General features: G+C 72.2%; 20 protein-coding genes. 8 read left to right on the forward strand and 12 right to left on the reverse strand.

The annotated features are described in order from the left end of the window. The first annotated feature begins 60 nt into the window (after positions 1-60). Genes Dsi01nite_RS11695 through Dsi01nite_RS11705 form a run of 3 tightly spaced genes read left to right on the forward strand, consistent with a single transcriptional unit; the run spans position 61 to position 4740 of the window. Positions 61-717 (forward strand): amino acid ABC transporter permease, encoded by a 657-nt coding sequence (locus Dsi01nite_RS11695; protein ID WP_203846143.1) that lies wholly within the window; start codon positions 61-63, stop codon positions 715-717. Next, positions 714-1577 carry an amino acid ABC transporter permease gene (locus tag Dsi01nite_RS11700; RefSeq protein WP_203846128.1) on the forward strand — a complete coding sequence of 288 codons (864 nt, stop codon included), beginning with the start codon at positions 714-716 and terminating at the stop codon, positions 1575-1577. The genes Dsi01nite_RS11695 and Dsi01nite_RS11700 overlap by 4 nt, the downstream gene beginning before the upstream one ends. A gap of 52 nt (positions 1578-1629) precedes the next feature. Further along, positions 1630-4740: an ABC transporter substrate-binding protein gene (locus Dsi01nite_RS11705; protein ID WP_203846129.1), complete on the forward strand. Its 3111-nt coding sequence runs from the start codon at positions 1630-1632 to the stop codon at positions 4738-4740. 198 nt (positions 4741-4938) lie between these two features. Here Dsi01nite_RS11705 and rny read toward each other — a convergent pair whose 3' ends face one another. The 7 genes from rny to dhaM all read right to left on the reverse strand — a co-directional run bounded on the left by rny (position 4939) and on the right by dhaM (position 12890). Further along, a complete protein-coding gene (gene rny / locus Dsi01nite_RS11710) occupies positions 4939-6636 on the reverse strand; it encodes a ribonuclease Y (protein WP_373318764.1) in 1698 nt (565 codons plus the stop codon). Between the two features lie 1538 nt (positions 6637-8174). Further along, positions 8175-8807, reverse strand: coding sequence for a regulatory protein RecX (locus tag Dsi01nite_RS11715; protein WP_373318765.1), 633 nt, complete (start codon positions 8805-8807; stop codon positions 8175-8177). A gap of 773 nt (positions 8808-9580) precedes the next feature. Further along, positions 9581-10630, reverse strand: a complete 1050-nt coding sequence (recA, locus tag Dsi01nite_RS11720; RefSeq protein WP_203846131.1) for a recombinase RecA — start codon at positions 10628-10630, stop codon at positions 9581-9583. Between the two features lie 148 nt (positions 10631-10778). Further along, positions 10779-10979, reverse strand: a complete 201-nt coding sequence (locus Dsi01nite_RS11725; protein WP_203846132.1) for a DUF3046 domain-containing protein — start codon at positions 10977-10979, stop codon at positions 10779-10781. Positions 10980-10989: 10 nt separating this feature from the next. Beyond that, positions 10990-12222 carry an MFS transporter gene (locus Dsi01nite_RS11730; RefSeq protein WP_203846133.1) on the reverse strand — a complete coding sequence of 411 codons (1233 nt, stop codon included), beginning with the start codon at positions 12220-12222 and terminating at the stop codon, positions 10990-10992. Between the two features lie 40 nt (positions 12223-12262). After that, entirely contained in the window at positions 12263-12523 is a 261-nt protein-coding gene (locus Dsi01nite_RS11735; protein ID WP_203846134.1) for an HPr family phosphocarrier protein, read from the reverse strand. Beyond that, the gene (dhaM, locus tag Dsi01nite_RS11740; RefSeq protein WP_203846145.1) at positions 12507-12890 is read right to left on the reverse strand and encodes a dihydroxyacetone kinase phosphoryl donor subunit DhaM; all 384 of its coding nucleotides are present in this window, start codon (positions 12888-12890) and stop codon (positions 12507-12509) included. Before dhaM ends, Dsi01nite_RS11735 begins: the two co-directional genes overlap by 17 nt. A gap of 52 nt (positions 12891-12942) precedes the next feature. Here dhaM and dhaK point away from each other — a divergent pair, with 52 nt between their 5' ends. Together dhaK and dhaL are read left to right on the forward strand one after the other, a co-directional pair. Continuing rightward, complete coding sequence (gene dhaK / locus Dsi01nite_RS11745; protein ID WP_203846135.1) at positions 12943-13932, forward strand: dihydroxyacetone kinase subunit DhaK; 990 nt, start codon at positions 12943-12945, stop codon at positions 13930-13932. A gap of 1 nt (position 13933) precedes the next feature. Then, on the forward strand, positions 13934-14548 hold the full coding sequence (gene dhaL, locus Dsi01nite_RS11750; RefSeq protein WP_203846136.1) for a dihydroxyacetone kinase subunit DhaL: 615 nt from the start codon (positions 13934-13936) through the stop codon (positions 14546-14548). Here dhaL and Dsi01nite_RS11755 read toward each other — a convergent pair. From Dsi01nite_RS11755 to Dsi01nite_RS11770, 4 genes are all read right to left on the reverse strand, one after another. Next, on the reverse strand, positions 14545-15687 hold the full coding sequence (locus Dsi01nite_RS11755) for an acyl-CoA dehydrogenase family protein (RefSeq protein WP_203846137.1): 1143 nt from the start codon (positions 15685-15687) through the stop codon (positions 14545-14547). The two genes, dhaL and Dsi01nite_RS11755, sit on opposite strands and share 4 nt — an antisense overlap. Positions 15688-15829: 142 nt before the next feature. Next, entirely contained in the window at positions 15830-16594 is a 765-nt protein-coding gene (locus tag Dsi01nite_RS11760; RefSeq protein WP_203846138.1) for a hypothetical protein, read from the reverse strand. A 75-nt stretch (positions 16595-16669) separates the two neighbouring features. Next, positions 16670-17458 carry a hypothetical protein gene (locus Dsi01nite_RS11765; RefSeq protein WP_203846139.1) on the reverse strand — a complete coding sequence of 263 codons (789 nt, stop codon included), beginning with the start codon at positions 17456-17458 and terminating at the stop codon, positions 16670-16672. A gap of 183 nt (positions 17459-17641) precedes the next feature. Continuing rightward, the gene (locus Dsi01nite_RS11770) at positions 17642-18964 is read right to left on the reverse strand and encodes an aminotransferase class I/II-fold pyridoxal phosphate-dependent enzyme (protein WP_203846140.1); all 1323 of its coding nucleotides are present in this window, start codon (positions 18962-18964) and stop codon (positions 17642-17644) included. 77 nt (positions 18965-19041) lie between these two features. Here Dsi01nite_RS11770 and Dsi01nite_RS11775 point away from each other — a divergent pair, with 77 nt between their 5' ends. Both Dsi01nite_RS11775 and leuE read left to right on the forward strand, forming a co-directional pair. Next, positions 19042-20232 (forward strand): bifunctional pyridoxamine 5'-phosphate oxidase family protein/GNAT family N-acetyltransferase, encoded by a 1191-nt coding sequence (locus tag Dsi01nite_RS11775; protein WP_203846146.1) that lies wholly within the window; start codon positions 19042-19044, stop codon positions 20230-20232. Continuing rightward, the gene (gene leuE, locus Dsi01nite_RS11780) at positions 20232-20870 is read left to right on the forward strand and encodes a leucine efflux protein LeuE (protein ID WP_203846141.1); all 639 of its coding nucleotides are present in this window, start codon (positions 20232-20234) and stop codon (positions 20868-20870) included. Before Dsi01nite_RS11775 ends, leuE begins: the two co-directional genes overlap by 1 nt. A gap of 81 nt (positions 20871-20951) precedes the next feature. Here leuE and Dsi01nite_RS11785 read toward each other — a convergent pair whose 3' ends face one another. After that, positions 20952-21443, reverse strand: coding sequence for a hypothetical protein (locus tag Dsi01nite_RS11785; RefSeq protein ID WP_203846142.1), 492 nt, complete (start codon positions 21441-21443; stop codon positions 20952-20954). A gap of 129 nt (positions 21444-21572) precedes the next feature. On the opposite strand from Dsi01nite_RS11785, the gene Dsi01nite_RS11790 reads away from it, so the two are divergent. Then, on the forward strand, positions 21573-25542 hold a 3970-nt coding region (locus Dsi01nite_RS11790; RefSeq protein ID WP_239135840.1), incomplete at its 3' end, for an Lhr family ATP-dependent helicase.

The following is a 25542-nucleotide window of genomic DNA, read 5'->3' on the forward strand; positions in this document are numbered from 1 at the left end:
GCCTTCGGCGGCGCCCCGAACCATGACCACCACGGCCCGGACCGAAGCGGAGGTGACGAGGTGGACGACTTCGTCCATGTCCTGACGGACAACTGGGACATCATCGGTCCCCACTTCTGGGAGACGATCAAGCTCTTCCTGATCGCCGCCGTCGGGTCGGTGGTGCTCGGCACCCTGCTGGCCGCGATGCGGGTCTCCCCGGTGCCGGCCCTGCGCGGGTTCGGCAGCTCCTACGTGCTGCTGCTGCGCAACACCCCGCTGACGCTGGTCTTCGCGCTGCAGGTCTTCGCCCTGCCGAAGCTCGGCGTCACGTTCGACTTCACGACCGGCGCCTGTGTCGCGCTGACCGCGTACACCTCCGCCTTCGTCTGCGAGGCGCTGCGCTCCGGCATCAACACGGTGCCCGTCGGGCAGGCCGAGGCCGCCCGCGCCCTGGGGATGACCTTCACGCAGGTGCTGACCAACGTGGTGCTGCCGCAGGCCTTCCGGACTGTGGTGCCGCCCCTGGTGAGCGTGCTCAACGCGATGCTGAAGAACACCACCGTCGCGGCCGGCTTCTCGGTCGCCGAGGCGGGCGCGATCACGTTCTACCTCTCCGAGCGCGGGGAGAACCAGATCTACGGGCTGCTCTGGATCACCATCGGCTTCCTGATCCTGGTCGTCCCGCTCGTGACCCTGCAACGGATGCTCGAACGACGCTGGAAGGTCGCGCGATGACCAACGTGCTCTACGACCTGCCCGGGCCCAAGGCGCGGCTGCGGTACCGCATCATCGGCATCCTGAGCGCGGTCGGCATCGTGGCGCTGCTCGCCTACGTCGGCTGGCGCTTCTACGACACCGGCCAGTTCGAGCCGCTGCGCTGGGAGCAGTTCCAGTACAAGCAGATCCAGCAGGACCTCCTCGACGGCTACCTGACCACGCTGAGCGCCGCCGGCACCGCGGCCGTGTTCGCGGTCCTCCTCGGCGCGCTGCTGGCCACCGGCCGGCTCAGCGACCACCTGGTGTTCCGCGCGCCGACCACCGGCTTCGTCGAGCTGTTCCGCGCGATCCCGCTGCTCATCCTGATCTTCTTCGCGTACTACGGCCCGATCCAGCTCGGTTACAAGGTCGGCCCGTTCTGGCCCCTCGTCATCGGCCTGACCCTCTACAACGGCGCGGTGCTGTCGGAGATCTTCCGGGCCGGCATCATCGCCGTGGCCCGTGGGCAGTCCGAGGCCGCGTACGCGCTGGGCATGCGCAAGTCGCAGGTCATGATCTCGATCCTGCTGCCGCAGGCGGTCCGGGCGATGCTCCCGGCGATCGTCAGCCAGCTCGTCGTGCTGCTCAAGGACACCGCGCTCGGGTTCATCATCCAGCTGCCGGAGCTGCTGTACTACGGCAAGCAGATCGGCGGCCGGCTGCCGTTCGGTTTCCCGTACGTGCCCAGCTACCTCGTCGTCGCGGTCATCTACATCGGCACCTGCGGCCTGCTGTCGTGGTTCGCGTTCTGGCTGCAGCGGCGCCTCATGGGCGGCCCGAAGCAGGTGAAGACGACCGCGAAGGCCGTCAAGCTGGCCGACGTCGGGCAGTCCGTGTGAGCTTGGCCGAAGGTTGATTGGCAACGTTGCGCAGAGTACGTACGCTGCGCGGGTGGCGGACACCGGCTTTCGTTTGGGCATCGACTTCGGCACCTCGAACACCGTCGCCGTGCTCCGCTGGCCGGACGGCCGCACGAAGCCGCTGCTCTTCGACGGCTCGCCGTTGCTGCCCTCCGCCGTCTACGTCAACGCCGACTACAGCATCCTCACCGGCCGTGACGCCGTGCACTCGGCACGTCTGCAGCCGCACCGGTTCGAGCCGTACCCGAAGCGCCGCGTCGAGGAAGGCACCGTCTGGCTCGGCGAGCAGGACATCCCGGTCATCGACCTGGTCGCGACCGTCCTGCGCCGGGTCGCCGCCGAGTCGTACCGGGTCGCGGGCACCCACCCGCACGAGGTCAACATCACGCACCCGGCGACGTGGCCGCCGCAACGCCGCCAGACCCTGTCGCAGGCCGCCGTCTCCGCCGGGTTCCCGCAGCCGTTCCTGACGTCTGAGCCGGTCGCCGCGGCGTCGTATTTCGTCGGTACCGTCGGCACCCACGTCCCCGTCGGCGGCATCGCCGTCGTCTACGACTTCGGCGCCGGCACCTTCGACGCCAGCGTGGTCCGCCGCAACGCCGGTGGCGGCTTCGACGTCCTGGCCAGCGAGGGCCTGCCGGACGCGGGCGGGCTCGACGTCGACGCGGCCGTCGTGGCGTATCTGGGCCGCGCCTTCACCGGCCGGGAGGGCGACCAGTGGCGCCGCCTGACCAACCCGGAGAGCGAGGCCGACCGGCGCGCCGCGTGGCAGCTGTGGGAGGACGCGCGGCTCGCCAAGGAGATGCTCAGCCGGGCCGCCACCACCTATGTGCACGTGCCGCTCTTCGACGAGAGCGTGCCGATCGGGCGCGAGCAGCTGGAGCAGCTGGCCAAGCCGATCCTCGACCGGACCGTCACCGCCACCCAGATCGCGGTGAGCTCCGCCGGCGTCTCGCGGCAGCCGCTCGCGGCGGTGTTCCTGGTCGGCGGGTCGTCGCGCATCCCGCTCGCCGCGACGCTGCTGCACCGGGCGTTCGGGCTGGCACCGACCGCGATCGAGCAGCCCGAGCTGGTGGTCGCCGAGGGTGCGCTGCACCTCGCACCGCCGACGGGGCGCGCGCACGTCGGCGGGGCACCGTCCGGGGGCGCTGCCGGGGCACCGACGTCCGGTGCCTCAGGTCCGTTCGGTCCGGTACCGACATCCGGCGGGCCGTCATCGGGTGGCCCGTCCTCCGGCGGGCCTTCGTCGGGTGGCCCGTCCTCCGGCGGGCCTTCGTCGGGTGGGCCCTCGTCCGGCGGGCCTCCGGCGGGGACGCATGAGCCGAGCGGGGACGTGTCGGCGCAGCCGGTGTCGGCCACGCCGGTGTCGCCCGGGTTCAGCGTGCCGTCGATGAACCCGGGACTGCCGCCGTTGCTGCAGACCGGGTCGATGCCGGTGGTGCCGGGCGTCGGCCAGCAGGCTCCGCATCACTCGCCGCAGCAGGGCCCGCCGCCGCACCAGGCCCCGCACCAGGGCCCGCTTCCGCAGCAGGGCCCGCCTCCGCACCAGATCCCGCAGCAGCCGCCGGTGCAGCAGCGGCCCGGGGTGCCGGTGCAGGGGCAGCGTCCGCCCGTGCAGCAGCCGCCCGTGCAGCCCCAGGTGCAGCAGCGGCCGCCGGTCGTGCCGCCGGTTCCCGCGCAGCCCGTGCCGCAGAGCTTTCCGCAGGCCGCCCAGCCGCAGGTCCAGCAACCTGTCCAGGCACCGGTCCAGCCGGGCTTCCCGCAGCAGTTCCAGCAGCCGCCCGCACAGCGGCCGCAGGTGAGCGGGCCGCCGGCGTCGGGACCTCCGGTCAGCCCCGCGCAGGGCTGGACGACGCCCGCGTCGGGTCCGCCCGCGTCCGGGCCGCCGGTCAACCTGGGCTGGCAGTCGGGCGGCCAGGCCCGGCCGCCGGCGCCGAACCAGCGCCGGACCGGGTCGCTGATCGCCGCGGCCGGTGGCGGCGTCCTCGCGGTGGTGCTCCTCATCGCCGGCATCGTCTGGGCCGTCAACCGCGGCGGCGACGGCGATCCCGGCACCGGTGGCAGCAGCGGATCCAACCAGGCGGGGCCGGCGGTGTCGGCGGCCTGCGGGCACAAGGTCGCGTTCCTCGGCATCCTCGCCGGCACCGGCTCCAAGGACAGCAACGGCATGCGCAACGCCACCAAGCTGGCCGTCGACGACTACAACGCGAAGCATCCCGGCTGCAACGTCGGGTTCGCCGAGTTCGACACGAAGGGCACCGAGGACGGCAGCAAGCTCGCGGCCGAGGACGTGGTCGCGGACAGCGAGGTGATCGGCGTCGTCGGTCCGGCGTACCGCGTCGAGATCCTCGCCGCCGGGCCGATCCTGGAGAAGGCCGGCATCCCGTTCTTCACGCCGTTCGCGCCGGACGTCGACCTCGCCGGCAAGGGCTGGTCCACGTTCCACCGCCTGATCGCCAACGACAAGGACCAGGCGAACGCGGCCGGCCGGTACCTCAAGAACAAGCTGCGCGCCTCGAAGGTCGCCGTCGTGTACGACGACACCGACTTCGGCGGCGTGGCCCGACAGGCGGTCTCCAGCACCCTCGGCAGCGCCGTCACCACGAGCGTCGCGATCCGCCGGGCCGACAAGGACTTCGCCGCCCCCGTCGGGCAGGTGACGAACGCGAACCCGGACGCCGTGTACTACGCCGGTGAATCCGACGACGGCACGCTGTTCATCAAGGCGCTGCGGGCCGCGAAACCGGGCATCGTCATCGTCGTCAGCGACCGGCTCTTCACGCAGCTGTTCGTCGACACCCTCACCAAGGCCGCCGACGACATCATTGTCACCTGCCCCTGCATCCCGGCCGACCACGCGGGCGCGGACTACTCGTCGCGCTACCAGGCCGCGTTCGGGTCGAAGGCCGGCTACTACGGTCCCGAGGCGTACGACGGGGCGAACATCATCCTGTCGGGCTTCGCCGCCGGCAAGGGCACCCGGCCGGACATGCTCGCCTTCGTCAACGCGTACGACGGCAAGGGCATCGCACGGTCGTACAAGTTCACGGCGACCGGCGAGCTGTCGGTGGCGGACCCGCTGATCTGGTCGTACAAGATCACCAGCCCGTACACGTCGCCGGAGGCCGTGATCGCACCGTAGGCGCTTGTCGCGGCCGCCAGGTCGCGTCGCGGCCGTCAGCGGCCGCGGGCGTTTGTCGCGACCGCCAGGTCGCGGCTGCGCAACTGTCCGCGGACCTGGCAGGGAGGCCGTTCGCGGCCGACTGGTGGCTGACGGGAGCAGCGGCCGCGCCCACGACGGACCGGAGCCATGCCCTTCGGTGTTCGGCTGTTGCGGGTCCTAGCGGGCGATCTCGGTGACGCGCGACTCGCGGACGACGGTGACGCGGATCTGGCCGGGGTAGGTCAGCTCCTCCTCGATCTGCTTCGCCACGTCGCGGGCGAGCACGGCCGCGCCGATGTCGTCGACGTCGTCGGGGCGGACCATGACCCGGATCTCGCGGCCGGCCTGCATCGCGAACACCTTCTCGACGCCCGACTTGCCGGCGGCGATCTCCTCGATGCGCTCGAGACGCTTGACGTAGGCCTCGAGGCTCTCGCGACGGGCGCCGGGACGGCCGCCGGAGCAGGCGTCCGAGGCCTGGGTGAGCACGGCCTCGATGGTCTGCGGGAGGACCTCGTTGTGGTGCGCCTCGATGGCGTGCACGACGTCCTCGGACTCGCCGTACTTGCGGGCCACGTCCGCGCCGATCAGCGCGTGGCTGCCCTCGACCTCGTGCGTCAGCGCCTTGCCGATGTCGTGCAGGAACGCGCTGCGCTTGATCAGCTTCGGGTCGAGTCGCAGCTCGCTGGCCATGATGCCGGCGATGTGCGCGGTCTCAACGAGGTGCTTGAGGACGTTCTGGCCATACGACGTCCGGTACCGCAGCCGCCCCAGCAGGGTCATCAGCTCCGGGTGCAGATCGGTGATGCCGACCTCGACCAGGGCGTCCTCGGCGGCGCGCAGGCAGAGGCGCTCGACCTCGTGCTTGGCCTGCTCGAACACCTCTTCGATGCGGTGCGGATGGATCCGACCGTCGAGGACCAGCTTCTCCAGGGTGAGCCGGCCGATCTCCCGCCGGACCGGGTCGAAGCACGACAGCAGGACCGCCTCGGGCGTGTCGTCGATGATCAGGTTGACCCCGGTCGTCGACTCGAACGCGCGGATGTTGCGGCCCTCCCGGCCGATGATCCGCCCCTTCATCTCGTCGCTGGGCAGGTGCAGCACGCTGACGACGCTCTCCGCGGTCTGCTCGCTGGCGACCCGCTGGATGGCGTCCACGACGATGTGCCGCGCCCGCTGGTCGGCGGTGTTGCGGGCGTCGTTCTCGATGTCGCGCACGAGCAGCGCGGCCTCGCGCTTCGCCTGCATCTCGATCGTCTCGATGACCTCGACCCGGGCGGCGTCGGTGGTGAGCCCCGCGACCCGCTCCAGTGCTTCGCGGTGCCGCTCCTCGCCGGCGGCGATCTCGACCTCGCGGCGGGTGAGGGCCGCCTCCCGTTCGAGCAGGTCCGCCTCGGTGCCGGTGATGCGCCGGTCCCGCTCGGCGAGGCGCTCGGCCTCCTCGGCGAGCAGCCGCTCCCGCTCGTCGAGCCGGCGCTGGCGCCGCTCAGCGTCCTGCGACTGCTCCTTCGCGACGGTCGTCAACTGGCTGACCTCGCGCTCGCCGGCCCGGCGGGCGGTGGCCCTGGCCTGCTCGGCGTCGACCTCGGCCTGCCGGTGCGCCCGCTCCAGCAACGAGTCGGCCTCGGCCCGCGCGCCGTCGAGGATTCGCCGGGCCTCCGACCTGGCGGAACTGGCTTCTGCTTTCGCTGCCGCCGCCTCGGTGCGCGCAGCAGCCGCCACGGCCCGCGCCTCGTCAACGGCCGCGGTGGCGTCCTCGGCCGCGGTGCGCAGCGACGCCAGGGAGTGCTCCTGCCGGTCCTTCTCGGCCAGGAACGCGGGATCTTCGGCAACGGGCTGAGCGGGCGCCGTGGCCGCGGTGTGCAGCCGGCGCATGACCTTCAGCGAGAGCAGCAGCGCGGCGAGGACACCGAAGCCGATGACGACGACCACGACGACGAGCACGACCTGCAGACCGGTCACGCGGTCACCTCGGCGGCGCTCAGCTGCCGGCTTGCGGATGGCTGCCGGCTGGCGGATGGCTGCTCGCTTGCGGTTGACTGCCCGCTCGCGGACGGCTGGTCGCTTGCGGACGGCTGATCGCTTGCGGGTCGTTCGCAGAGGATGACAGGGGCGCACTCCGTCACGACGTCACCTCGCTCCGCTCGGCGCTGCGCAGAGTCGCGCAACGCGGGATGTTGTGGAGGAGACGCCCGACCACACACTGCCATCAAGATGTATCAATATCGGGACACAGGGTGCCCCGACAACGGGTCGACACCGCCACCTCCCGCAAGGCGCGGCGCTTATATGTCGTGCGTAAACGTTGCTGATCTGTGACGCGATCTATGTTGTGCGGTAAACCCGCGGTGGTTGGGCGGTCTCCATCTGGTAACGCCGAGGCTAGGTCGTGAAGGGCGCTTCGGTCAAGGACTCATGATCGGGCACCATACGGGACGTAAGTCCGTCAAGACCCTCGCCAGGCGAAACACCCTACCAGTGCTATTTGACCAGAACTTTCCGGCATGTCGGTCGCTGTCCGCCTCAGAATGTCGACCGGCAGTAGCTGCCCGGAAGCACGGCGCTGAACTCCCGCCACCGCGCAGCTGCAATCATTCCACCACAGACCGTACGCCCACCAACCACCGCATCGACGCTTGTCGCATTCCAGGGCCCAGCAGCCGCCCCGATCGACCAGCTTCCGCCACCTGGCGTGCAGCCAGATGGCACACACCGTCGAATCAAGCCGCCGGGTGTCGCGGGTGTCTGTCATTTGCCAGTTTTGCACTGTTTGTTGACTTCCGGGGCATACGCCGCATGGCCGGTCGCGCTGCCCGGTCGCGATGAGCTCTGAAAGGTCCTGTCGGGCGGGTGGTGGCGCGTGGTGGCGCGACAAGCCGAACGATGGCGGGGTCGGGTGCCCGGGGATCCTTCGGGTTCCTTCGGGTTGTAGAGAAGTCCGGCAACCACCCCCGCGCGCCCGTCGCGCGATCCGGCGCTGTTCGCCAGGAAGTGTGAAGGGGTGGGGGCGTGTGGACGCCCCCTGCGCTTCACGCTCTCACCGAAACGCGGCGGCGGACACGACCGACCCTCCGCTGGACGATGTCCGGCGAGATGGCAACAGACTCCAGGGATCGCACCCGGGCCCTGGCGGGCGTCCCCACTCCGGTCGGCGCCTCGACCTCGACCTCCTGGTCGCTGCTCCGGTTCCGGTAGGCGCGGCCCGGTCTCGTCCAGTGCGCCGGATATGCGGCGTCGCCGCCGCCGGATTCCCGCAACCCGAAGGATCCGTGGCGGCGGGCAGGGGTCGGACCACCGGCCATAGGCCAGGTCGGCGCCAGCCGGGATTGGAGTGCCGGCCGGAAGTCGAGGCCGAGGCCGAGGCGCGCAGGCCAGAGCCGAAGCGCAGGCCAGAGCCGGGACACCGATCAGGGTCAGCGTTGGTCAGGGTCGAGGGCGGCGTCGGCGAGGGCGTCCGGGTCGATCCCGTCGGCGAACTCGGCGGCGTCCGCGCGCTCGGCCAGTCCTTCCTTCACGAGGCGGATGGCCATACCCGGTGGGTACCCCTTCCTGGCCAGCATCCCGACGAGCCGCCGGAACACCGCCTCGGGGGCTGCGTTGGACTCGACCCGGAGGCGCCTGGCGACCAGGGCTCTCGCGGTCTGCTCCTCGACGTCGGGGTCGAGCTCGTCGAGTGCCTCGCCGACCTCGTCGGAGGAGACGCCCTTGCGGCGCAGCTCCCCCGCCAGCGCGCGCCGGGCCAGGCCGCGGCCGTGGTGCCGGCTGGCGACCCAGGCGCGGGCGAAGGCGGCGTCGTCGATGATGCCGACCTCGTCGTAGCGGTCGAGGATCTCGTCGGCGATCTCGTCCTCGACGCCGCGCTTGCGCATCGCGGTGGCGAGCTCGAGCCGGGTCCTCGGCCGCACGGAGAGCTGCCGCAGGCAGATCTCCCGAGCCGCCTCCCTCGGGTCGAGCGGCGCGGCCGGCGGACGACCCCGCCGTCCAGAACCGCCCCGCCGCTGGGAACCGCCCTGCTCAGCGTCGCTCCGCGGCGCGGAGCCTTCCAGCGGCTCCGGGGCGCTGCCGTCCCGGGGTTCACCGGGCGGGCTGCGGTCTTCCGGACGGCTGGAGACGTCACGATCAGAGCGGTTGCCACGCTCTGCTCGGCGACCGGACCCGCGCTCCGATCGGCCGCCGCGGCGGGCTCGGCCGCCGCGGTCTCCGTGATCCGGTGTCGGGTCGGCCACCGCGAAGCGGTCCTCAACGCGATCACCGCCGGTGACCGCCCGGGATCCGCCGGTCCGGGGGCCGCCCTCAGGGGCCGCCAGCCAGGCAGGCGGGGCGCTGCCGGCCGCGCGTCCCGCGGCGGGAATCCGGGTGGTCGAAACGTCGCTGTTTTCAGGATCGGACGGCCAGCCCGGCGGCACCTCGCCCGGAGCTGCCCGCCCAGGACGCGCCGGCGCAGCAGCTGCGGCGCCGCCCGGTTGGGTTTCGGCGGACAGCCAGGGGTTGTCGTCGCCCAGGTCGGCGAGCAGCCAGGAACCCGCGGCGGGCTCGACGGCGGTGGGCGGCACAACGTCAGGCTCGTGCCCGCCGCCCCCCGCTTCCTGCTCGCTGGATCGCCGCCTGCCCGGCACGAACGCACCTCCGAAACCCGCACCACCCACACCGGCACCGAGCCGACGACGAGCGGCGAACCTGCATCAACACCGGCGATCGCAGATGGAGCGCCGGCGGGCCGGGCCGCGAGCCGAACCCCCGAAACGGAGGCCCTCCCGCGGACCGGCGCCGAACGCCACGAATCGCGCGTGCAAGGAAGAGCTGGACCTGGCCGAGCCGGTCAGAAGTCGACCGGGACCACCTCGGGGCCACCGGCGGCGTCCGTGGCCTGGCCGACGCCCACGCCGAGCTTCTCCTTGATCTTCTTCTCGATCTCGGCAGCCACGTCTGGGTTCTCCCGGAGGAACTTGCGGGAGTTCTCCTTGCCCTGGCCGAGCTGGTCGCCGTCGTACGTATACCAGGCGCCCGCCTTGCGGATGATCGTCTGCTCGACACCGACGTCGATGAGGGAGCCCTCGCGGGAGATGCCCTTGCCGTACATGATGTCGAACTCGGCCTGCTTGAACGGCGAGGCCACCTTGTTCTTCACGACCTTGACGCGGGTGCGGTTGCCCACCACGTCCGTGCCGTCCTTGAGGCTCTCGATGCGGCGCACGTCGAGGCGGACCGAGGAGTAGAACTTCAGCGCCCGACCACCGGTCGTGGTCTCCGGGCTGCCGAACATGACGCCGATCTTCTCGCGGAGCTGGTTGATGAAGATCGCGGTGGTGCCGGAGTTGTTGAGGGCACCGGTGATCTTCCGCAGCGCCTGGCTCATGAGGCGGGCCTGGAGGCCGACGTGGCTGTCGCCCATCTCGCCCTCGATCTCGGCGCGCGGCACGAGGGCGGCGACCGAGTCGATGACGATGATGTCGAGAGCGCCGGAGCGGACCAGCATGTCGACGATCTCGAGGGCCTGCTCACCGGTGTCGGGCTGGGAGACGAGCAGCGCGTCGGTGTCGACGCCGAGGGCCTTCGCGTAGTCGGGGTCGAGGGCGTGCTCCGCGTCGATGAACGCCGCGATGCCGCCCTGAGCCTGGGCGTTGGCGATGGCGTGGAGCGCCACGGTCGTCTTACCGCTGGACTCAGGCCCGAAGACCTCGATGACCCGGCCGCGGGGCAGACCGCCGATGCCGAGCGCCACGTCGAGGGCGATCGAGCCGGTCGGGATCACGGCCATCGGAGCGATGACCCGCTCACCGAGGCGCATGACCGAGCCCTTGCCGAATTGTTTGTCGATCTGCGAGAGGGCGAGCCCGAGCGCCTTCTCCCGGTCAGGTTGCACTGCCATGTCCGTCACCCCTGAGTTCGCGGTCTTCGTCGGCGTTCGTTTATTCACGCTGACAAGGTAAGCGCCGGGTATGACAAAAACCGGCACCGACGCCTGAGGAGACTACCCGTACATCTGTACGATCAACGAGGCGACACGCCAAAAAACATCACCGCAGCCTGCTGGGAACACGCTCCGGGTATGCGGCGACCACAGCCCGCCACACCACGGCGGTGTCCTCGCCACCCGCGAGGGCTTCCTTGATGGTCCGCCCACCCAACTCGGTCAGCACCTGGTCGTTGGCGAGGCTTCCGGCGTACGCCACACCGAACGACTCCTCGAGCCGCTGCCAGAAATCCGTCAGTCGCACGCGGCCAAGACTAAGACCTCCGCAGCGCCAGGGCAGCCAGCGGCACCACGGCGATGCCCGCCAGCATCGACAACGTGGCATAACCGAACAGGTCGACCACCACCCCCGCCAGTGCGCCCGCGGTGGCCGCCGAGACGCCCATGATGATGTCGGACAGGCCCTGCACGCCGGCGCGCTCCCCGACGGGCACGGACTCCGACAGCAGCGTGGAGCCGGCCACCATCGTGCCGCCCCAACCCACGCCGAGCAGGCCCAACGCGACCGAGAGCTGGACCGTGCGGTCGCCGGCGGTGGCGCTCAGCGCGCACGCGAGGGCCAGCAGCACGACACCCGAGAGGATGACGGGCCGGCGGCCGAACCGGTCGGTGGCCCAGCCGATGACCGGGGACAGCCCGTACATGCCGGTGATGTGGACGCTGATCACCAGTCCGACGATGCGCAGCAGGTCGCCGTGCTCGTGCACGTAGCCGCCGATGTGCACGGGCGTCATCGACATCACGCCGACCATCACCACGTGCCCGACCGCGACGGCGGAGACCCCCAGCCGCGCCCCGGCGCTGGCCCGGATGGCGGCGAACGCCGACCGCCACGATGATGGCGCTTTATCCGATAAATCGGATAAAGCCGATGCCCGCGCCACCAGCAGCGGATCCGGCCGCAACAGCACGAACAGGGCAACCGCCCCCAGCCCGAACGCCAGCGCGCTGAACAGGTACGGCCCCGCGTACTCCGGGACACCCAACGGCATCGTCACCCGATCGGTGAACGGCGCCAGGTTCGGGCCCACCACCGCGCCCAGTGTCGTCGCCCACACCACGAGCGACAGGTGCCGCGCTCGGCGGTCACGATCGGCGAGGTCGACCGCCGCGTACCGCGACTGCAGGTTCGCCGCGCTCGCCCCGCCGAACAGGAACGTGCCCAGGAACAGCAGCGGCACCCACTGCAGCCAGACTGCGGTGACGACCAGCAACGAACCGGTCACCCCGGCGGCGTACGCGAACACCAGCCCCGGCCGCCGCCCACCGGTCCGCATCAGTCGCGTGGCCGGGATCGCGATCAGGGCCGCCCCGATGACCGCGGCGCTGCCGGACAGGCCGGCGGCCGTCGGCCCGGCCATCTCCGCGGCCAGCAGCGCGCCGATCGACACCCCGCTCGCCACCCCCAAACCGCCGATGACCTGCGTGGAGACGAGCAGGCCGAGGGTGCGCCGCTGGAGCGGGGCAACTGGAGGGGCGTCGATCACCCGGCCATCCTCGCGTACGCACCGAGATCCGCACCACTCCTTACTCGTAGGTCGAGAGCAGCGCCACTACGGCACGGACCGCGGCGTCGGCGTCCGCGCCCGTGGCCGACACCCGCACCGACGCGCCCGCGCGGGCATTGAGCCCCATCACCCCGAGCACGCTGCGCGCACTGACCCGCCTGCCGTCGAAAAGGATGTCCACGGTACTGGTGAAGCCCGCCGCCGCCCGCACCAGCGCACCGGCCGGCCGGGCGTGCAGGTCCGCCGGCAGGACGACCGTCGCCTCAGAGCTTGCGGACATCGCGCGCCTCCGTCGCCGCCCGCGTGCACTCGGCCAGGTCGGCACCGGCGCCGGCCAGGACCGCCGCGGCGACCGCACCCTCGACGAACGGCGCGTCGACCAGGACGGCCGTGTTGGCGACCCGGTCCTCGAGCACGGTCTGCGCGGTGAGGACGGCACTGCCCAGGTCGGTCAGGACCAGCACCCCGCCGCCCCGGTCGGCCCGGTCGATCGCGACCAGGATCCGGTCGTAGCTGGTGCCGAGTCCCCCGTCGTCGGTGCCGCCCGCCGCCTCGATCGGCACCTCCTCCCCCGCGACCTGGACAAGCATGTCCCGCAGGCCGTGCGCCAGCCGTTCGCTGTGTGAAACGAGGACGATTCCCACCATGTGTGCCACGCGGGCAATGCTATGCACCGCCGGTACCCCCAAAATGGCAGGCATGAAGAAGTTCATCAACGATCCGGACGACGTGGTCCGGGAGGCCCTGGCAGGGATGGCCGCCGCGCATCCCGAGCTGCGGGTCGACCTCGACGAGCAGATCATCGTGCGGGCCGACGCGCCGCGCCCCGGCAAGGTGGGCCTGGTCTCCGGCGGCGGGTCCGGGCACGAGCCGCTGCACGGCGGGTTCGTCGGGCCCGGCATGCTCGACGCGGCCTGCCCCGGCGAGATCTTCACCTCACCCGTCCCGGACCAGATCCTGGCCGCCACCAGGGCCGTCGACGGCGGCGCGGGCGTCGTGCACATCGTGAAGAACTACACCGGCGACGTCATGAACTTCGAGCTCGCCGCCGAGGACGCCGAGACCACGGTGGAAAGCGTTCTCGTCGACGACGACGTCGCGGTCGACGGCTCCACCTGGACCGCCGGCCGCCGCGGCACCGGCGCGACCCTGCTGGTCGAGAAGATCGCCGGCGCGCTCGCCGAGGAGGGTGCCCCGCTCGCCGCGGTCGCCGCCGTCGCCCGGGACGTCAACGAGCGCTCGGCGTCCTTCGCGATCGCCCTCACCTCCGGCACGACCCCGGCCGCCGGCAAGCCCGGCTTCGACCTGCCCGAGGACGAGATCGAGGTCGGCGTCGGCATCCACGGCGAGCCCGGCCGGGCCCGCGAGAAGCTGCGGCCGGCCCGCGACCTCGCCGCCCGCATCGTGGAGCCCATCCTGGCGGCCAAGCCTCTCGAGTCCGGAAGCCGGGTGATCGTGCTGGTCAACGGCCTGGGCGGCACCCCGCTGCTGGAGTTGTACGTGATGTTCAACGACATCAGCCGGCTGCTTGCGGACGCCGGGGTGCAGGTGGCCCGGAGCCTCGTCGGCAACTACGTCACCAGTCTCGACATGGCCGGGATCTCGCTGACCGTGTGCCGGGTCGACGACGAGCTGCTGCGACTCTGGGACGCCCCGGTCCGCACCGCCGGCCTGCGGTGGGGTGCCTGACGTGGACGCCGACCTGGCCCGCGCGTGGGTCGCCGCCGTCGCCGCCTCGGTCACCGCGCACGCCGCCGAGCTGACCGACCTCGACGCCGCCATCGGCGACGGCGACCACGGCGTCAACCTGCGTCGCGGGTTCGACGCGGCGGTCGCCGCCCTGGCCGGCTTCGAGGCCGACACGGCCGGGGCGGTCCTCACCAAGACCGGCACGACCCTGGTGTCGAAGGTCGGCGGCGCCTCGGGCCCGCTGTACGGCAGCCTGTTCCGCGCCCTCGGCAAATCCCTGCCGGCCGAGGTGGACGCCGTTGCCTTCGGCGACGGCCTGCGGGCCGGCCTGGACGCGATCGTGCGGCTCGGCAAGGCCGTGCCCGGGGACAAGACCATGGTCGACGCGCTCACCCCGGCGGTCGACGCCTACGCCGCCGCGGCCCCCGCCGGGTTCGCGGCGGCCGCTCGGGCCGCATCCGCCGCGGCCGGGGAAGGGGCGGCCGCGACGACACCGCTGCAGGCGCGCAAGGGCCGGGCGTCCTACCTGGGCGAGCGCAGCGCCGGCCACCAGGACCCGGGCGCCACGTCCACCGCGCTGATCTTCGCCGCGCTCGCCGCCGTCTCCGATGCCTAGACCCCCAGGCTTCGGCCGATGATCTCCTTCATGATCTCGGTCGTGCCGCCGTAGATCGTCTGGACGCGGCTGTTCAGCCAGGCCTTCGCGACCGGGTACTCCATCATGAAGCCGTAGCCGCCGTGCAGCTGGACGCAGCGGTCCGCCACCTTGTTCTGCAGCTCCGTGGTCCACCACTTCGCCTTGGCCGCGTCGGCGACGGAGAGCCGCCCCGCGTTCTGCTCGACGATGCACTGGTTCAGGAACGTCCGGGCGATCGTCACCTCGGTGTCGAGCTCGGCGAGCACGAACCGGTTGTGCTGGAACGACCCGATCGGCTTGCCGAACGCCTGCCGCGTCTTGGCGTAGTCGAGGGTGATCGCCAGGACGTGCTCGGCGGACGCGACGGCGGCCACCGCGATGCCGAGCCGCTCCCGCGGGAGGTTCGCCATCAGGTGGTAGAAGCCGGCGTTCTCCTGGCCGAGCAGGTGGTCGGCGGGGATGCGGCAGTCGTCGAAGAACAGTTCGGCGGTGTCGTTGGCCTTGAGCCCGACCTTCTCCAGCCGCCGTCCGCGGGTGAAGCCCGGCGTGCCGGTCTCGACCACGAACAGGCTGATGCCGTGGGCACCGAGCGAGGCGTCGGTCTTCGCCACGACGATGACGAGGTCGGCGAGCTCACCGTTGGTGATGAACGTCTTCTGCCCGTTGAGGACCCACTCGTCGCCGTCACGTACGGCGGACGTGCGCACCCCGGCGAGGTCGCTGCCGGCGCCCGGCTCGCTCATCGCGATGGCGGTCACGATGTCCCCGGAGCAGAACCCGGGCAGCCAGCGCTTCTGCTGCTCCTCGGTGGCCAGGTCGGTCAGGTACGGCGCGACCACGTCGTTGTGCAGCCCGAACCCGAGACCGGACGCGCCCGCGGCGACGATCTCCTCGACGAGGACCGCGTTGAAGCGGAAGTCCTTCTGCCCGCCCCCGCCGTGCTCCTCGTCGACGTCCATGCCGAGCAGCCCGGCCGCGCCCGCCTTGCGCCAGACCTCCCGGTCGACGATGCCCGCCTTGTCCCACTCGTCGTTGTGCGGCACCGCCTCGCGGGCCAGGAACGCCTTGCACAGTTCCCGGAAGGCTTCGTGCTCGGCTTCGTAGAGGTGCTGTTCCATGACGTGCAGTGTCGTCCGTGAGACGCGGTCTCGCCTAGGGCGCGACCCGTGGATCAGGGCGCGACCCCGGATCAGGGCGCGACCCCGGATCAGGGCGCGACCCCGGATCAGGGCGCGACCCCGGATCAGGGCGCGATCCGGATCAGAGGCCGAGCAGGCCGTAAAGGTGGTCGGGTAACGGCTCGGCGCCGGCCGGGGCGGTGACGCTGAGCGTGCCGCCGAAGTCGGAATACGTGGCGGTGACCGGATTGTCGGGGATCTCGACCTTCATCGACACGAGCCGGTCCTGATCGTCGACGGTCGCCTCGAACGGGATCCGCTTGGCGACCTCGCCGAGCTGGATCACCTGCGGGATGTTGACCGGTCCCCACGTCGTCACGCGGGTCATGTCGACGGTGCCGGTGTAGCCGCGGTTCTCCCGGCGCACGTCGTGGGTGGCGGCGACCAGCGCCTGCACGCCCGTCGGGTCCTTGATGGCGCTGAGCCCGAGCGACCCTGGCCGCGTGACCCGGGCGGGGTCCACGCGATACCAGGTCCTACCGTCGAACCCGGGCATCGGCAGCCCGGTCAGCCGGGTATACGCGGTGCCCCGGACGCCGAGGGTGTCGATCTTCAGGGAGGCCCCGTCGGAGGACACGCTGACCGTGGCGTCGAGCAGGTCCGCGACAGGGTCGATGCCGCCGGTGTAGCTGCCCTCCCTGGCCACCACCTTGAACGTGTATCCACCGTTGATCAATGCCTGCAGGCTCTTCGCCAGCTCGCTCTGCGACGGTGCCACCGACGGCCCGGTGGTCGGCCGCGGCGGCTCCGCCTTGCCGAACGAGCAGCCGGCGAGCACGGCCATCGCGAGCAGCACCGAGGCCAGCGCCGCCAGGGTGGGCAGCATCGAGTTGCGTCGCCGTCGCATCGGGGTCAGTCCTCGTCGCATCGGGATCATTGGTCGTCGCATCGGGATCAGCGGTCGTCGCATCGGGATCGGTGGTCAGCCGTTGAGCAGGCCGTAGACGGCGGCGGGCGCGGCCATGACGTCGGCGGCCTTCGGCGCGGCGACGGTGACCGGCTGGCCGTGGCCGGTGTAGTCGACCGTCAGCGCCTGCTCGGCGACCGTGCCGTAGGCCGGGACCGTGATCTTCAACGAGACCAGGTGCTGGCCGTCGAGGGTGGCCGTGAACGGCGCGGCCTTGGCCTTGTCGCCGAGCGCCTGCAGCACGGCGGCGTCGTCGATGCCGAGGTCGCCACCGCCGGTGAGGTCATACGTGCCGGTGATCGTGGTCGGGCCGCTCTGCGTGGCGGTGCCGACACGGCCGACGAGGCCCTGGCTCACGGTGGGGTCCTTCGCCTCGATCAGCCCGATGATCGCATCCTTCTTGATCTTCGAGCGATCCAGCTTGTACCACTTCTTCGCATTGATGCCGGTCGTCGGGATGCTGGTCTTGAAGTAATAGTCGGCGCCGAGCGCGATGCCCTCGATCGTGTACTTGACCCCGCCCGCGGCGACCCCGTCGACCTTCACCTGCTGCTTGCCGGTGGGGTCGATCGAGCCGGTGAACGTGCCCTCGGGGATCTTCATCGCATAGCCGTAGGTGCTCGAGTTGAGGTCCTTGACGGCCGCGGTCAGCACGTCCTTGGCGGACGGCCCGGCCGACGTGGAACCGGCACCCTTCGAGCTGCCGCTGGTGGTCTTGTCGTCGTCGCCCCCACAGGCGGTGGTCAGTGCCAGTGCCATCGCCGCGACGGCGATGCCGATCGTCCTGAACGTGCTGGTGCGCATGTCATTCCCCTCCCTGATGACGCGCCCCGGAGCGAGCTGGAGCCGACCCGGTCCCTTCTACCCGCTGTTCAACAGCGGGGAGACGAGTTCGGGTGCGTCGATGACCGCCTTACCCCCACGCCGACGGACACTATCGGCAGGGTCCGACAGTTTGCCGGCGCAGGGGGTACCAAAGCCACAACGTCATACCTGTCGCCTGGACGGGTCGGTGAGCCTGCGCACCACCGCCTCGGCGACCCGTCCGGCGTCGCGCGGGTCGAGCGCGGCCGTGGTGATCCGGATCGCGGGCGGCGTGAGCAGGCGATACATGGAGCCGGGCGTGACGGCGAAGCCGTCCTCGCGCAGCCCCGCGACCATCGACGTCTCGTCGGGCACCGGCAGCCACACGTTGATCCCGCTCACACCGTGGGCCGGCAGATCCCCGAGCGCGGCGCGCAGCGCCTCCCGGCGGGTCGCGTAGACGTCGCGGGCGCGGTCGACCGCCGCCGTGGCCTCCGGGTCCTGCCACAGCGCCACGACCAGGCGCTGCAGGACGGTGGAGACCCATCCGACACCCAGCCGCATGCGCCCCTCGATCCGCGCCACGGTCACGTCGTCGCCGACGATCGCCGCGACGCGCAGGTCCGGCCCGTACGGCTTCGACAGCGACCGCACATACGCCCACGAGCCGGTCACGCCAACCAGTGGATGCACCCGCTCGTGTGCCAGCTCGGCGGCGTGGTCGTCCTCGAGCACCAGCAGCTGCCGGTGCGCGCCGAGCTGGCCCCGTAACGCCGCGGCCCGCCGGCCGGTGATCACCGCGCCGGTGGGATTCTGCGCGCGGGAGGTCACGACCAGGCCGGCGACGCCCGCCTGCAGCGCCGCCCGCAGGCCCTCCTCCGTGGGCCCCTCGTCGTCCACCGGCACCGGCACCGGGGTGAACCCGAGCGCCGCGACCAGGTCCAGCAGGTTGGCCCAGCCCGGGTCCTCGACCGCGACCTTGTCGCCCGGCCGCAGGTGGGCGACGAGCGCCCGCTCGAGCCCGTCGAGCGCGCCGCCGGCCACGGTGAGGCGCCCGGACGGGATGCCGTCGGCGGCGAACCGCTCGCCGGCCAGTTCCAGCAGCTCGGGCAGCGGGCCACCACCGGCGTAGCCGACCGGCGGCATGCTGGCGGCGAGCCGGATCAGGTGCGGCGCGTAGTGCGGCAGCAGGTCGTGGTCGGGGCCGCCGCTGGCCAGGTCGAGTGCGCCGGCGGGCACGGCGAGGGTGTGCCGCGTCCGCCTGGCCACGGGCGGCCGGGGCCGGACCCTGGTGCCGCCGCGACCCGCGGTCTCGACCAGCCCCCGCTCGCGGAGCACCCGATACGCTGCCGCGACGGTCGCCGGGCTGACGCCGAGGTCGACGGCGAGCGCCCGGACCGAGGGCAGCGGGGCACCCGGATCGAGCTCGCCGCTGCGGATGCCGCTCTCGACGCTGGCCGAAATCTGGGCTGCGGTGCCACCGGTCGGCTGATACTGTACTGCCACAGTTTGAAGATTGTACTAGAACAAACGAGGTCGCGGTGGAAACCTATCTGAAGACGGCGCGGACGACACCCAAACGGATGGGCGAGCGCGCGTCGTACGACGCCGGCCTGGTGCACTCGATCCTCGACGAGGCCTACGTCTGCCATCTCGGGTTCGTGGTCGACGGCGAGCCGCGCGTGCTGCCGACCCTGCACGCGCGCGTCGGCGACGTCGTCTATCTGCACGGCTCGACCGGAAACCGCGCGCTGCTCGCGGCCCGCGACGGTGGCCTGCCCATCTGCGTGACGGTGACGCTGCTCGACGGCCTGGTGCTGGCCCGCTCACAGTTCCACCACAGCGCCAACTACCGCTCGGTCGTGGCGCACGGCACCGCCCGGCTGGTCACCGACCCACAGGAGCGCGACCTGGCGTTCGCGGCACTCGTCGACAAGATCATCCCGGGCCGCGCCGCGGACAGCCGGCCGCCCAACCCCAAGGAGCTCGCACAGACCGCCCTGCTGGCGCTGCCACTGCGAGAGGTGTCCGCCAAGGTCCGCACCGGTGATCCCTCCGACGATGAACAGGATCTGCCGTTGCCACACTGGGCGGGTGTGGTGCCGCTCACGCTCGTCGCCGGCGCACCCCGACCGGCACCGGACACGCTCGTGCCGATTCCGGAGTATCTGCGGCCCGCCGCGACCGGCTGGCACGGCGCACCGACGCTGCGGGGGCGCCACGTGGTGATCGAGCCGCTCGACCACGCGCACGCGCCGGGTCTGTTCGCCGCGCTCGACGACGCCGAGGTCTGGACCCATCTCACCGTGACCCGCCCCGGCTCGGTCGGGGAGATGGCCGCGATCATCGCCACGGCGATCAGGGACGAGACGCGGACGCCCTTCGTGCAGCGGGATCCGGCGACGAACGAGATCCTCGGCAGCACCTCGTTCTACGCGATCGACGAGGGCCGCCGCTCGATCGCGATCGGGCACACCATGCTCGGACGGCCGCACTGGCGCACCGCGATCAACACCGAGTCGAAGCTGCTGCTGATGGCGCACGCGTTCGACACGCTCGGTGCGATCCGGGTGGAGTGGCACACCGACATCCGCAACGAGCGCTCACAACGGGCCATCGCCCGGCTCGGCGCCGAGCGGGAGGGCGTGCTGCGCTCGCACCGGCAGCGCCCCGACGGCAGCTGGCGGGACACGGTCTGCTTCGCGATGCTCGCCGGCGAGTGGCCCGCGGCACGGGGGCGGCTGAGCTCGGCGCTGGAAGCCGGAGTCCGCTGATGCTCGGCGTGACCAACCCGTGGACCTACGTGCTCGGCACCGCCGCGATCGTGCTGCTGCCCGGGCCCAACTCGCTGTACGTGCTCTCCGTCGCCGCCCGCCGCGGAGTTCGGGACGGATATCGGGGCGCCGCCGGGGTCTGGCTCGGCGACGCGGTGCTCATGACGCTGTCAGCCGGCGGTGTCGCGTCGCTGGTGCACACCTATCCGTGGCTGTTCTCGCTGGTGAAATACGCGGGCGCCGGTTACCTGGCCTATCTCGGCGTTCGCCTGGTGGTTGACACGGTACGACGGCTACGCGCACCGGCCTCGACGCCGCAGCCCGAGCCGCCCGCGGACCGGCCGTTCCGGCGAGCGCTGGTGATCAGCCTGCTCAACCCGAAGGCGATCCTGTTCTTCGTGTCGTTCTTCATCCAGTTCGTGGACCCGGACTACGCGTATCCGGCGGTGAGCTTCCTGCTGCTCGGGATCGTCGCCGAGGTGCTCAGCGCGATCTACCTGACCGTGCTGATCTTCGCCGGGCGCTACCTCGCGGAGCAGTTCCGCTCGCGCCGCAAGCTGGCCGCCGGGCTGAGCACCACGGTCGGCGGGCTGTTCCTGGCGTTCAGCGTCAAACTGGCGACGGCCAGCCTGTCGTAGCGCCGCTCCTGTCGTGCAACGCATGGAGGGTCCCCCACTGGTTCATGGGGGACCCTCTTCGCTGCCCGGCCAGGCAAGTTCTCAGTGCTCCACGATCAGGTCCGCCCGGCCCAGGTCGCGGAGCAGGTCGTTGACCACGCGGTCGTCGTCACCGTGACGGCGGCGTTCGGCGGGTGCGCGGCCTCCGGTGAGCAGCGCCAGCCGGGCGCCACCCGGGCGGGCCGGACCGTCGCCGGTGGTGCCGGTGGTGCCGGTCGCGCCGGCGGCGCCTCGGTAGACGAAGTAGTGCACGGCGGCCCGCACCTTGGCCCGGTCGACCGCGCTCGACCTGGCGGTGTCGGCGATCAGCTGCCGAAGGGCGGCGGCCATCCGCTCGGCGTGCCCGACGTCGGCGACGCCGGGACCGGTCCGCGGGGCGGCGTCGCGGCCGACCTGCGGGGCGGCGTCGCGGCCGGTCCGCGAGGCGGCGTCGCGGCCGGTCCGCAGGGCGGTGAGGTAGGCGTCCAGCTGGCGCAGCAGCACTTCCGATTCCTGGCGGATCGCCCGCTGGGCGATCGTGCGCTGTGCTGCCACCGGCTGCTCCTGTGATTGGGGATTGGCACACCTTAGCCAAACTCCCCCTTTCGTACAAATCGGACTAATCCTATCGGCGGGGTCAGCCGGTCGCGGGAAAGTGTCGTACCCCGGGGGCAGGATGGAGGCATGGATGAGCTGGGTCGGTTCGGGGCGGCGACGCGGGAGTGGTTCGGTGCGGCGTTCGCGGCGCCGACCGCGGCGCAGGCCGGTGCCTGGCAGGCGATCAGCGCAGGCCGCCACGCCCTCGTGGTCGCGCCGACCGGCTCCGGCAAGACCCTGGCGGCGTTCCTCTGGTCGCTCGACCAACTCGCCGCCCGGCCCGACGTGGAGGCCGCGAAGCGCTGCCGGGTGCTGTATGTCAGCCCGCTGAAGGCCCTGGCGGTCGACGTCGAGCGCAACCTCCGGGCGCCGCTCGCCGGCATCCGGCAGGCGGCCGCCCGGCTCGGGCAGGTGCCGCCCGACATCAGGGTCGCCATGCGCACCGGCGACACCCCGGCCGACGAGCGGCGGGCCTTCACCAAGACCCCGCCCGACATCCTGATCACCACGCCCGAGTCCCTGTTCCTGCTGCTCACCTCGCAGGCCAGGGAGTCCCTGCGCAGCGTCGAGACGGTGATCGTCGACGAGGTCCACGCGGTCTGCGCGACCAAGCGCGGCGCGCACCTGGCGCTCTCGCTGGAGCGGCTCGACGCCCTGCTGGAGCGGCCGGCGCAGCGGGTCGGGCTGTCCGCGACCGTCCGCCCGATCGACGAGACCGCCAGGTTCCTCGGCGGGGCCGCGCCCGTCGAGGTCGTGCAGCCGCCCAGCACCAAGACCATCGAGGTCGAGGTCCAGGTGCCCGTCGAGGACATGACGGCCCTCGGCGAGACCGACCCGACGCAGGACGACGACGGTGCGCCGCGGCAGGCCTCCGTCTGGCCCGCCGTGGAGGAGCGGGTGCTCGACCTGATCGAGGGCCACCGCTCCACGATCGTGTTCACCAACTCACGGCGCGGCGCCGAGCGGCTCTGCGCCAGGATCAACGAGTTGTCCGCGGCCCGCGCCGGCATCCCCACGCCCACCGCGCCGCGGACCCCGGCCGAGATGATGGCGCAGGCCGGGACCGCCAACGGCGCGGCGCCGGTCGTGGCCCGCGCCCACCACGGCAGCGTCTCCCGTGAGGAGCGCAAACACATCGAGGAGGCCCTCAAGTCCGGCCAGCTGCCGGCCGTCGTCGCCACCTCCAGCCTGGAGCTGGGCATCGACATGGGCTCCGTCGACCTCGTCGTGCAGATCGAGGCGCCCCCGAGCGTCGCCGCCGGCCTGCAACGGGTCGGGCGCGCCGGGCACCAGGTCGGTGCCGTCTCCCGGGGGGTGGTGTTTCCCAAGCACCGCGGCGACCTCGTCTCGTGCGCCGTCGTCGCCGAGCGGATGGTCCAGGGCGGCATCGAGGAGCTGCGCTACCCGCGCAACCCGCTCGACGTCCTCGCCCAGCAGATCATCGCCATGGTCGCGATGGAGCCGTGGCACGTCGACGAGCTGGCGGCGCTGGTGCGGCGCACCGCGGTCTTCGCCGACCTGCCCGAGTCGGCCCTGTTCGCGGTGCTGGACATGCTTGCCGGCCGATATCCGTCGACGGCGTTCGCCGAGCTGCGGCCCCGCGTCGTGTGGGACCGCACCGACGGGGTGCTCACCGCCCGCCCCGGCGCCCAGCGCCTCGCCGTCACCAGCGGCGGCACCATCCCGGACCGTGGCCTGTTCGGCGTGTTCCTGGCCGGCGCCGAGAAGGCCGCCCGCGTCGGCGAGCTCGACGAGGAGATGGTCTACGAGTCACGGGTCGGCGACGTGTTCCTGCTCGGCTCCACCTCGTGGCGCATCGAGGACATCACCCCCGACCGCGTGCTGGTCTCCCCCGCCCCGGGCGCCGCCGCGAAGATGCCGTTCTGGAAGGGCGACTCACCCGGCCGGCCGGTCGAGCTGGGCCGTGCGATCGGCGCCCGGCTGCGCGGATTCGTGAAGTCCGGCGACGAGGAAGCCCGCGCGCAGCTGCGCGGCGGCGGCCTCGACGAGTGGGCCGCCGACAACCTCCTGGCCTATCTGCGTGAGCAACGCGACGCGACCCGTCACCTCCCCGACGACCGCACCGTGCTGGTCGAGCGGTTCCGCGACGAGCTGGGCGACTGGCGGATGACCGTCCACTGTGTCCTCGGCGCCCGGGTCAACGCGCCGTGGGCCCTCGCGATCGCCCGCCGGCTCAACGAGCGCTACGGTGTCGACGCCCAGGTCATGCCCAGCGATGACGGCATCGTGGTCCGCCTGCCCGACATCGCCGACGAGCCACCCGGCGCGGACCTCGTCGCGTTCGACCCCGACGAGATCGCCGGCATCGTCGAGGAGACCGTCGGCACGTCGGCCATGTTCGCCGCTCGGTTCCGCGAGTGCGCGGCCCGCGCCCTGCTGCTGCCGCGCCGCGACCCGCGCCGCCGCCAGCCGCTGTGGCAGCAGCGGCAACGCTCCGCCCAGCTGCTCGACGTCGCCCGCGACTACGCCGACTTCCCGATCACCCTCGAGGCCGCCCGCGAATGCCTGCAGGACGTGTTCGACGTCGCCGGGCTCGTCGGCGTCATGCGTGACATCGCCGGCCGGAAGCTCCGCCTCGTCGAGGTCGAGACCCCGAGGCCGTCGCCGTTCGCCCGGTCGCTGCTGTTCGGCTATGTCGGCGCCTTCCTGTATGAGGGCGACTCGCCCCTGGCGGAGCGCCGGGCCGCCGCCCTCGCCCTCGACCCGACGCTGCTCGCCGAGCTCCTCGGCCGGGTCGAGCTGCGCGAGCTGCTGGACCCCGAGGTCGTCACCGAGACCGAGCGGACCCTGCAGTGGCTCGGCGAGCAGCGCACCCCACGCGACGCCGAGGACGTCGCCGAGATGCTCCGCGTCCTGGGCGACCTGTCCGACGCCGAGCTCACCGCCCGCGGCGCCGACCCCGCCTGGGCCGTCGAGCTCGCCGCCCAGCGCCGCGCCATCCAGGTCCGCGTCGCCGGCGAGCCCCGCTGGGTCGCGGTCGAGGACGCCGCCCGCTTCCGCGACGCCCTCGGTGTGGCCCTGCCCGTCGGCCTGCCCACCGCCTATCTCGAGCCGGTCGCGGACCCGCTCGGCGACCTCGTCACCCGCTACGGTCGCACGCACGCCCCGTTCAGCGCGGCGACCAGCGCGGCCCGCTTCGGCCTCGGCGTCTTCGTCCTCGAGCAGGCCCTGCGCCGACTGCCGTCGATGGTCTCCGGCGAGTTCACCCCCGGCGGGGCCGGGACCGAGTGGTGCGACGCGGAGATCCTGCGGCTGCTGCGCCGCCGGTCCCTCGCGGCGCTGCGCCGCGAGATCGAGCCGGTGCCTCCCCGGGCCCTGGCCAGGTTCCTGCCGCAGTGGCACCAGATCGGCTCGTCCCGGGCCCGGGGCATCGACGCCGTCGCCGCCGCCGTAGAGCAGCTGCAGGGCATCCCCATGCCGGCGTCCGCCCTGGAGCGGTTGATCCTGCCGGCCCGCGTCGCCGACTACACCCCCGCCTACCTCGACGAGCTCTGCGCATCCGGCGACCTGCTCTGGTCCGGCGGCGGCGCCATCGGCGAGCACGACGGCTGGATCAGCCTCGCCTTCGCCGACACCGCCCCGCTGCTCCTGCCACCCCCGGCCGACGTGGGCGGCCCGGTCCACGCCGCCATCCTCACCGCGCTCGCGGGCGGGCAGGCCCTGTTCCTGCGCACCCTGGCGGAGCGCGTCAACGACATCCTCGCCACCGCCCCACCCGCTCCCACCGCCCCGCCCCCTCCCGGGGACCGGACCGCCCTGGACGCGGCGGCGCTCGAGCTGCCGTCCGGTGGAGACACCTCCGGGACCGGGCCCACCCGGAGGCGCGGGGGCGGCACCCGCGCGGCCCGTGAGCAGGCTGCTGCCGCGGCCGGTGCCGGTGTGGGTGCCGCGGCCGGCTCGAACGGCGACACCTCCCCCGTTGACACCTCGGCCGTTGACACCTCGGCCGCTGACGGTTCGGCCGCTGACGGTTCGGCCGCTGACGGTTCGGCCGCTGACGGTTCGGCCGCTGACGGTTCGGCCGCTGACGGTTCGG

Origin of the sequence: Dactylosporangium siamense (genome assembly GCF_016862795.1) — a bacterium.
In the GTDB taxonomy this organism is placed as follows: Bacteria; Actinomycetota; Actinomycetes; order Mycobacteriales; family Micromonosporaceae; genus Dactylosporangium; species Dactylosporangium siamense.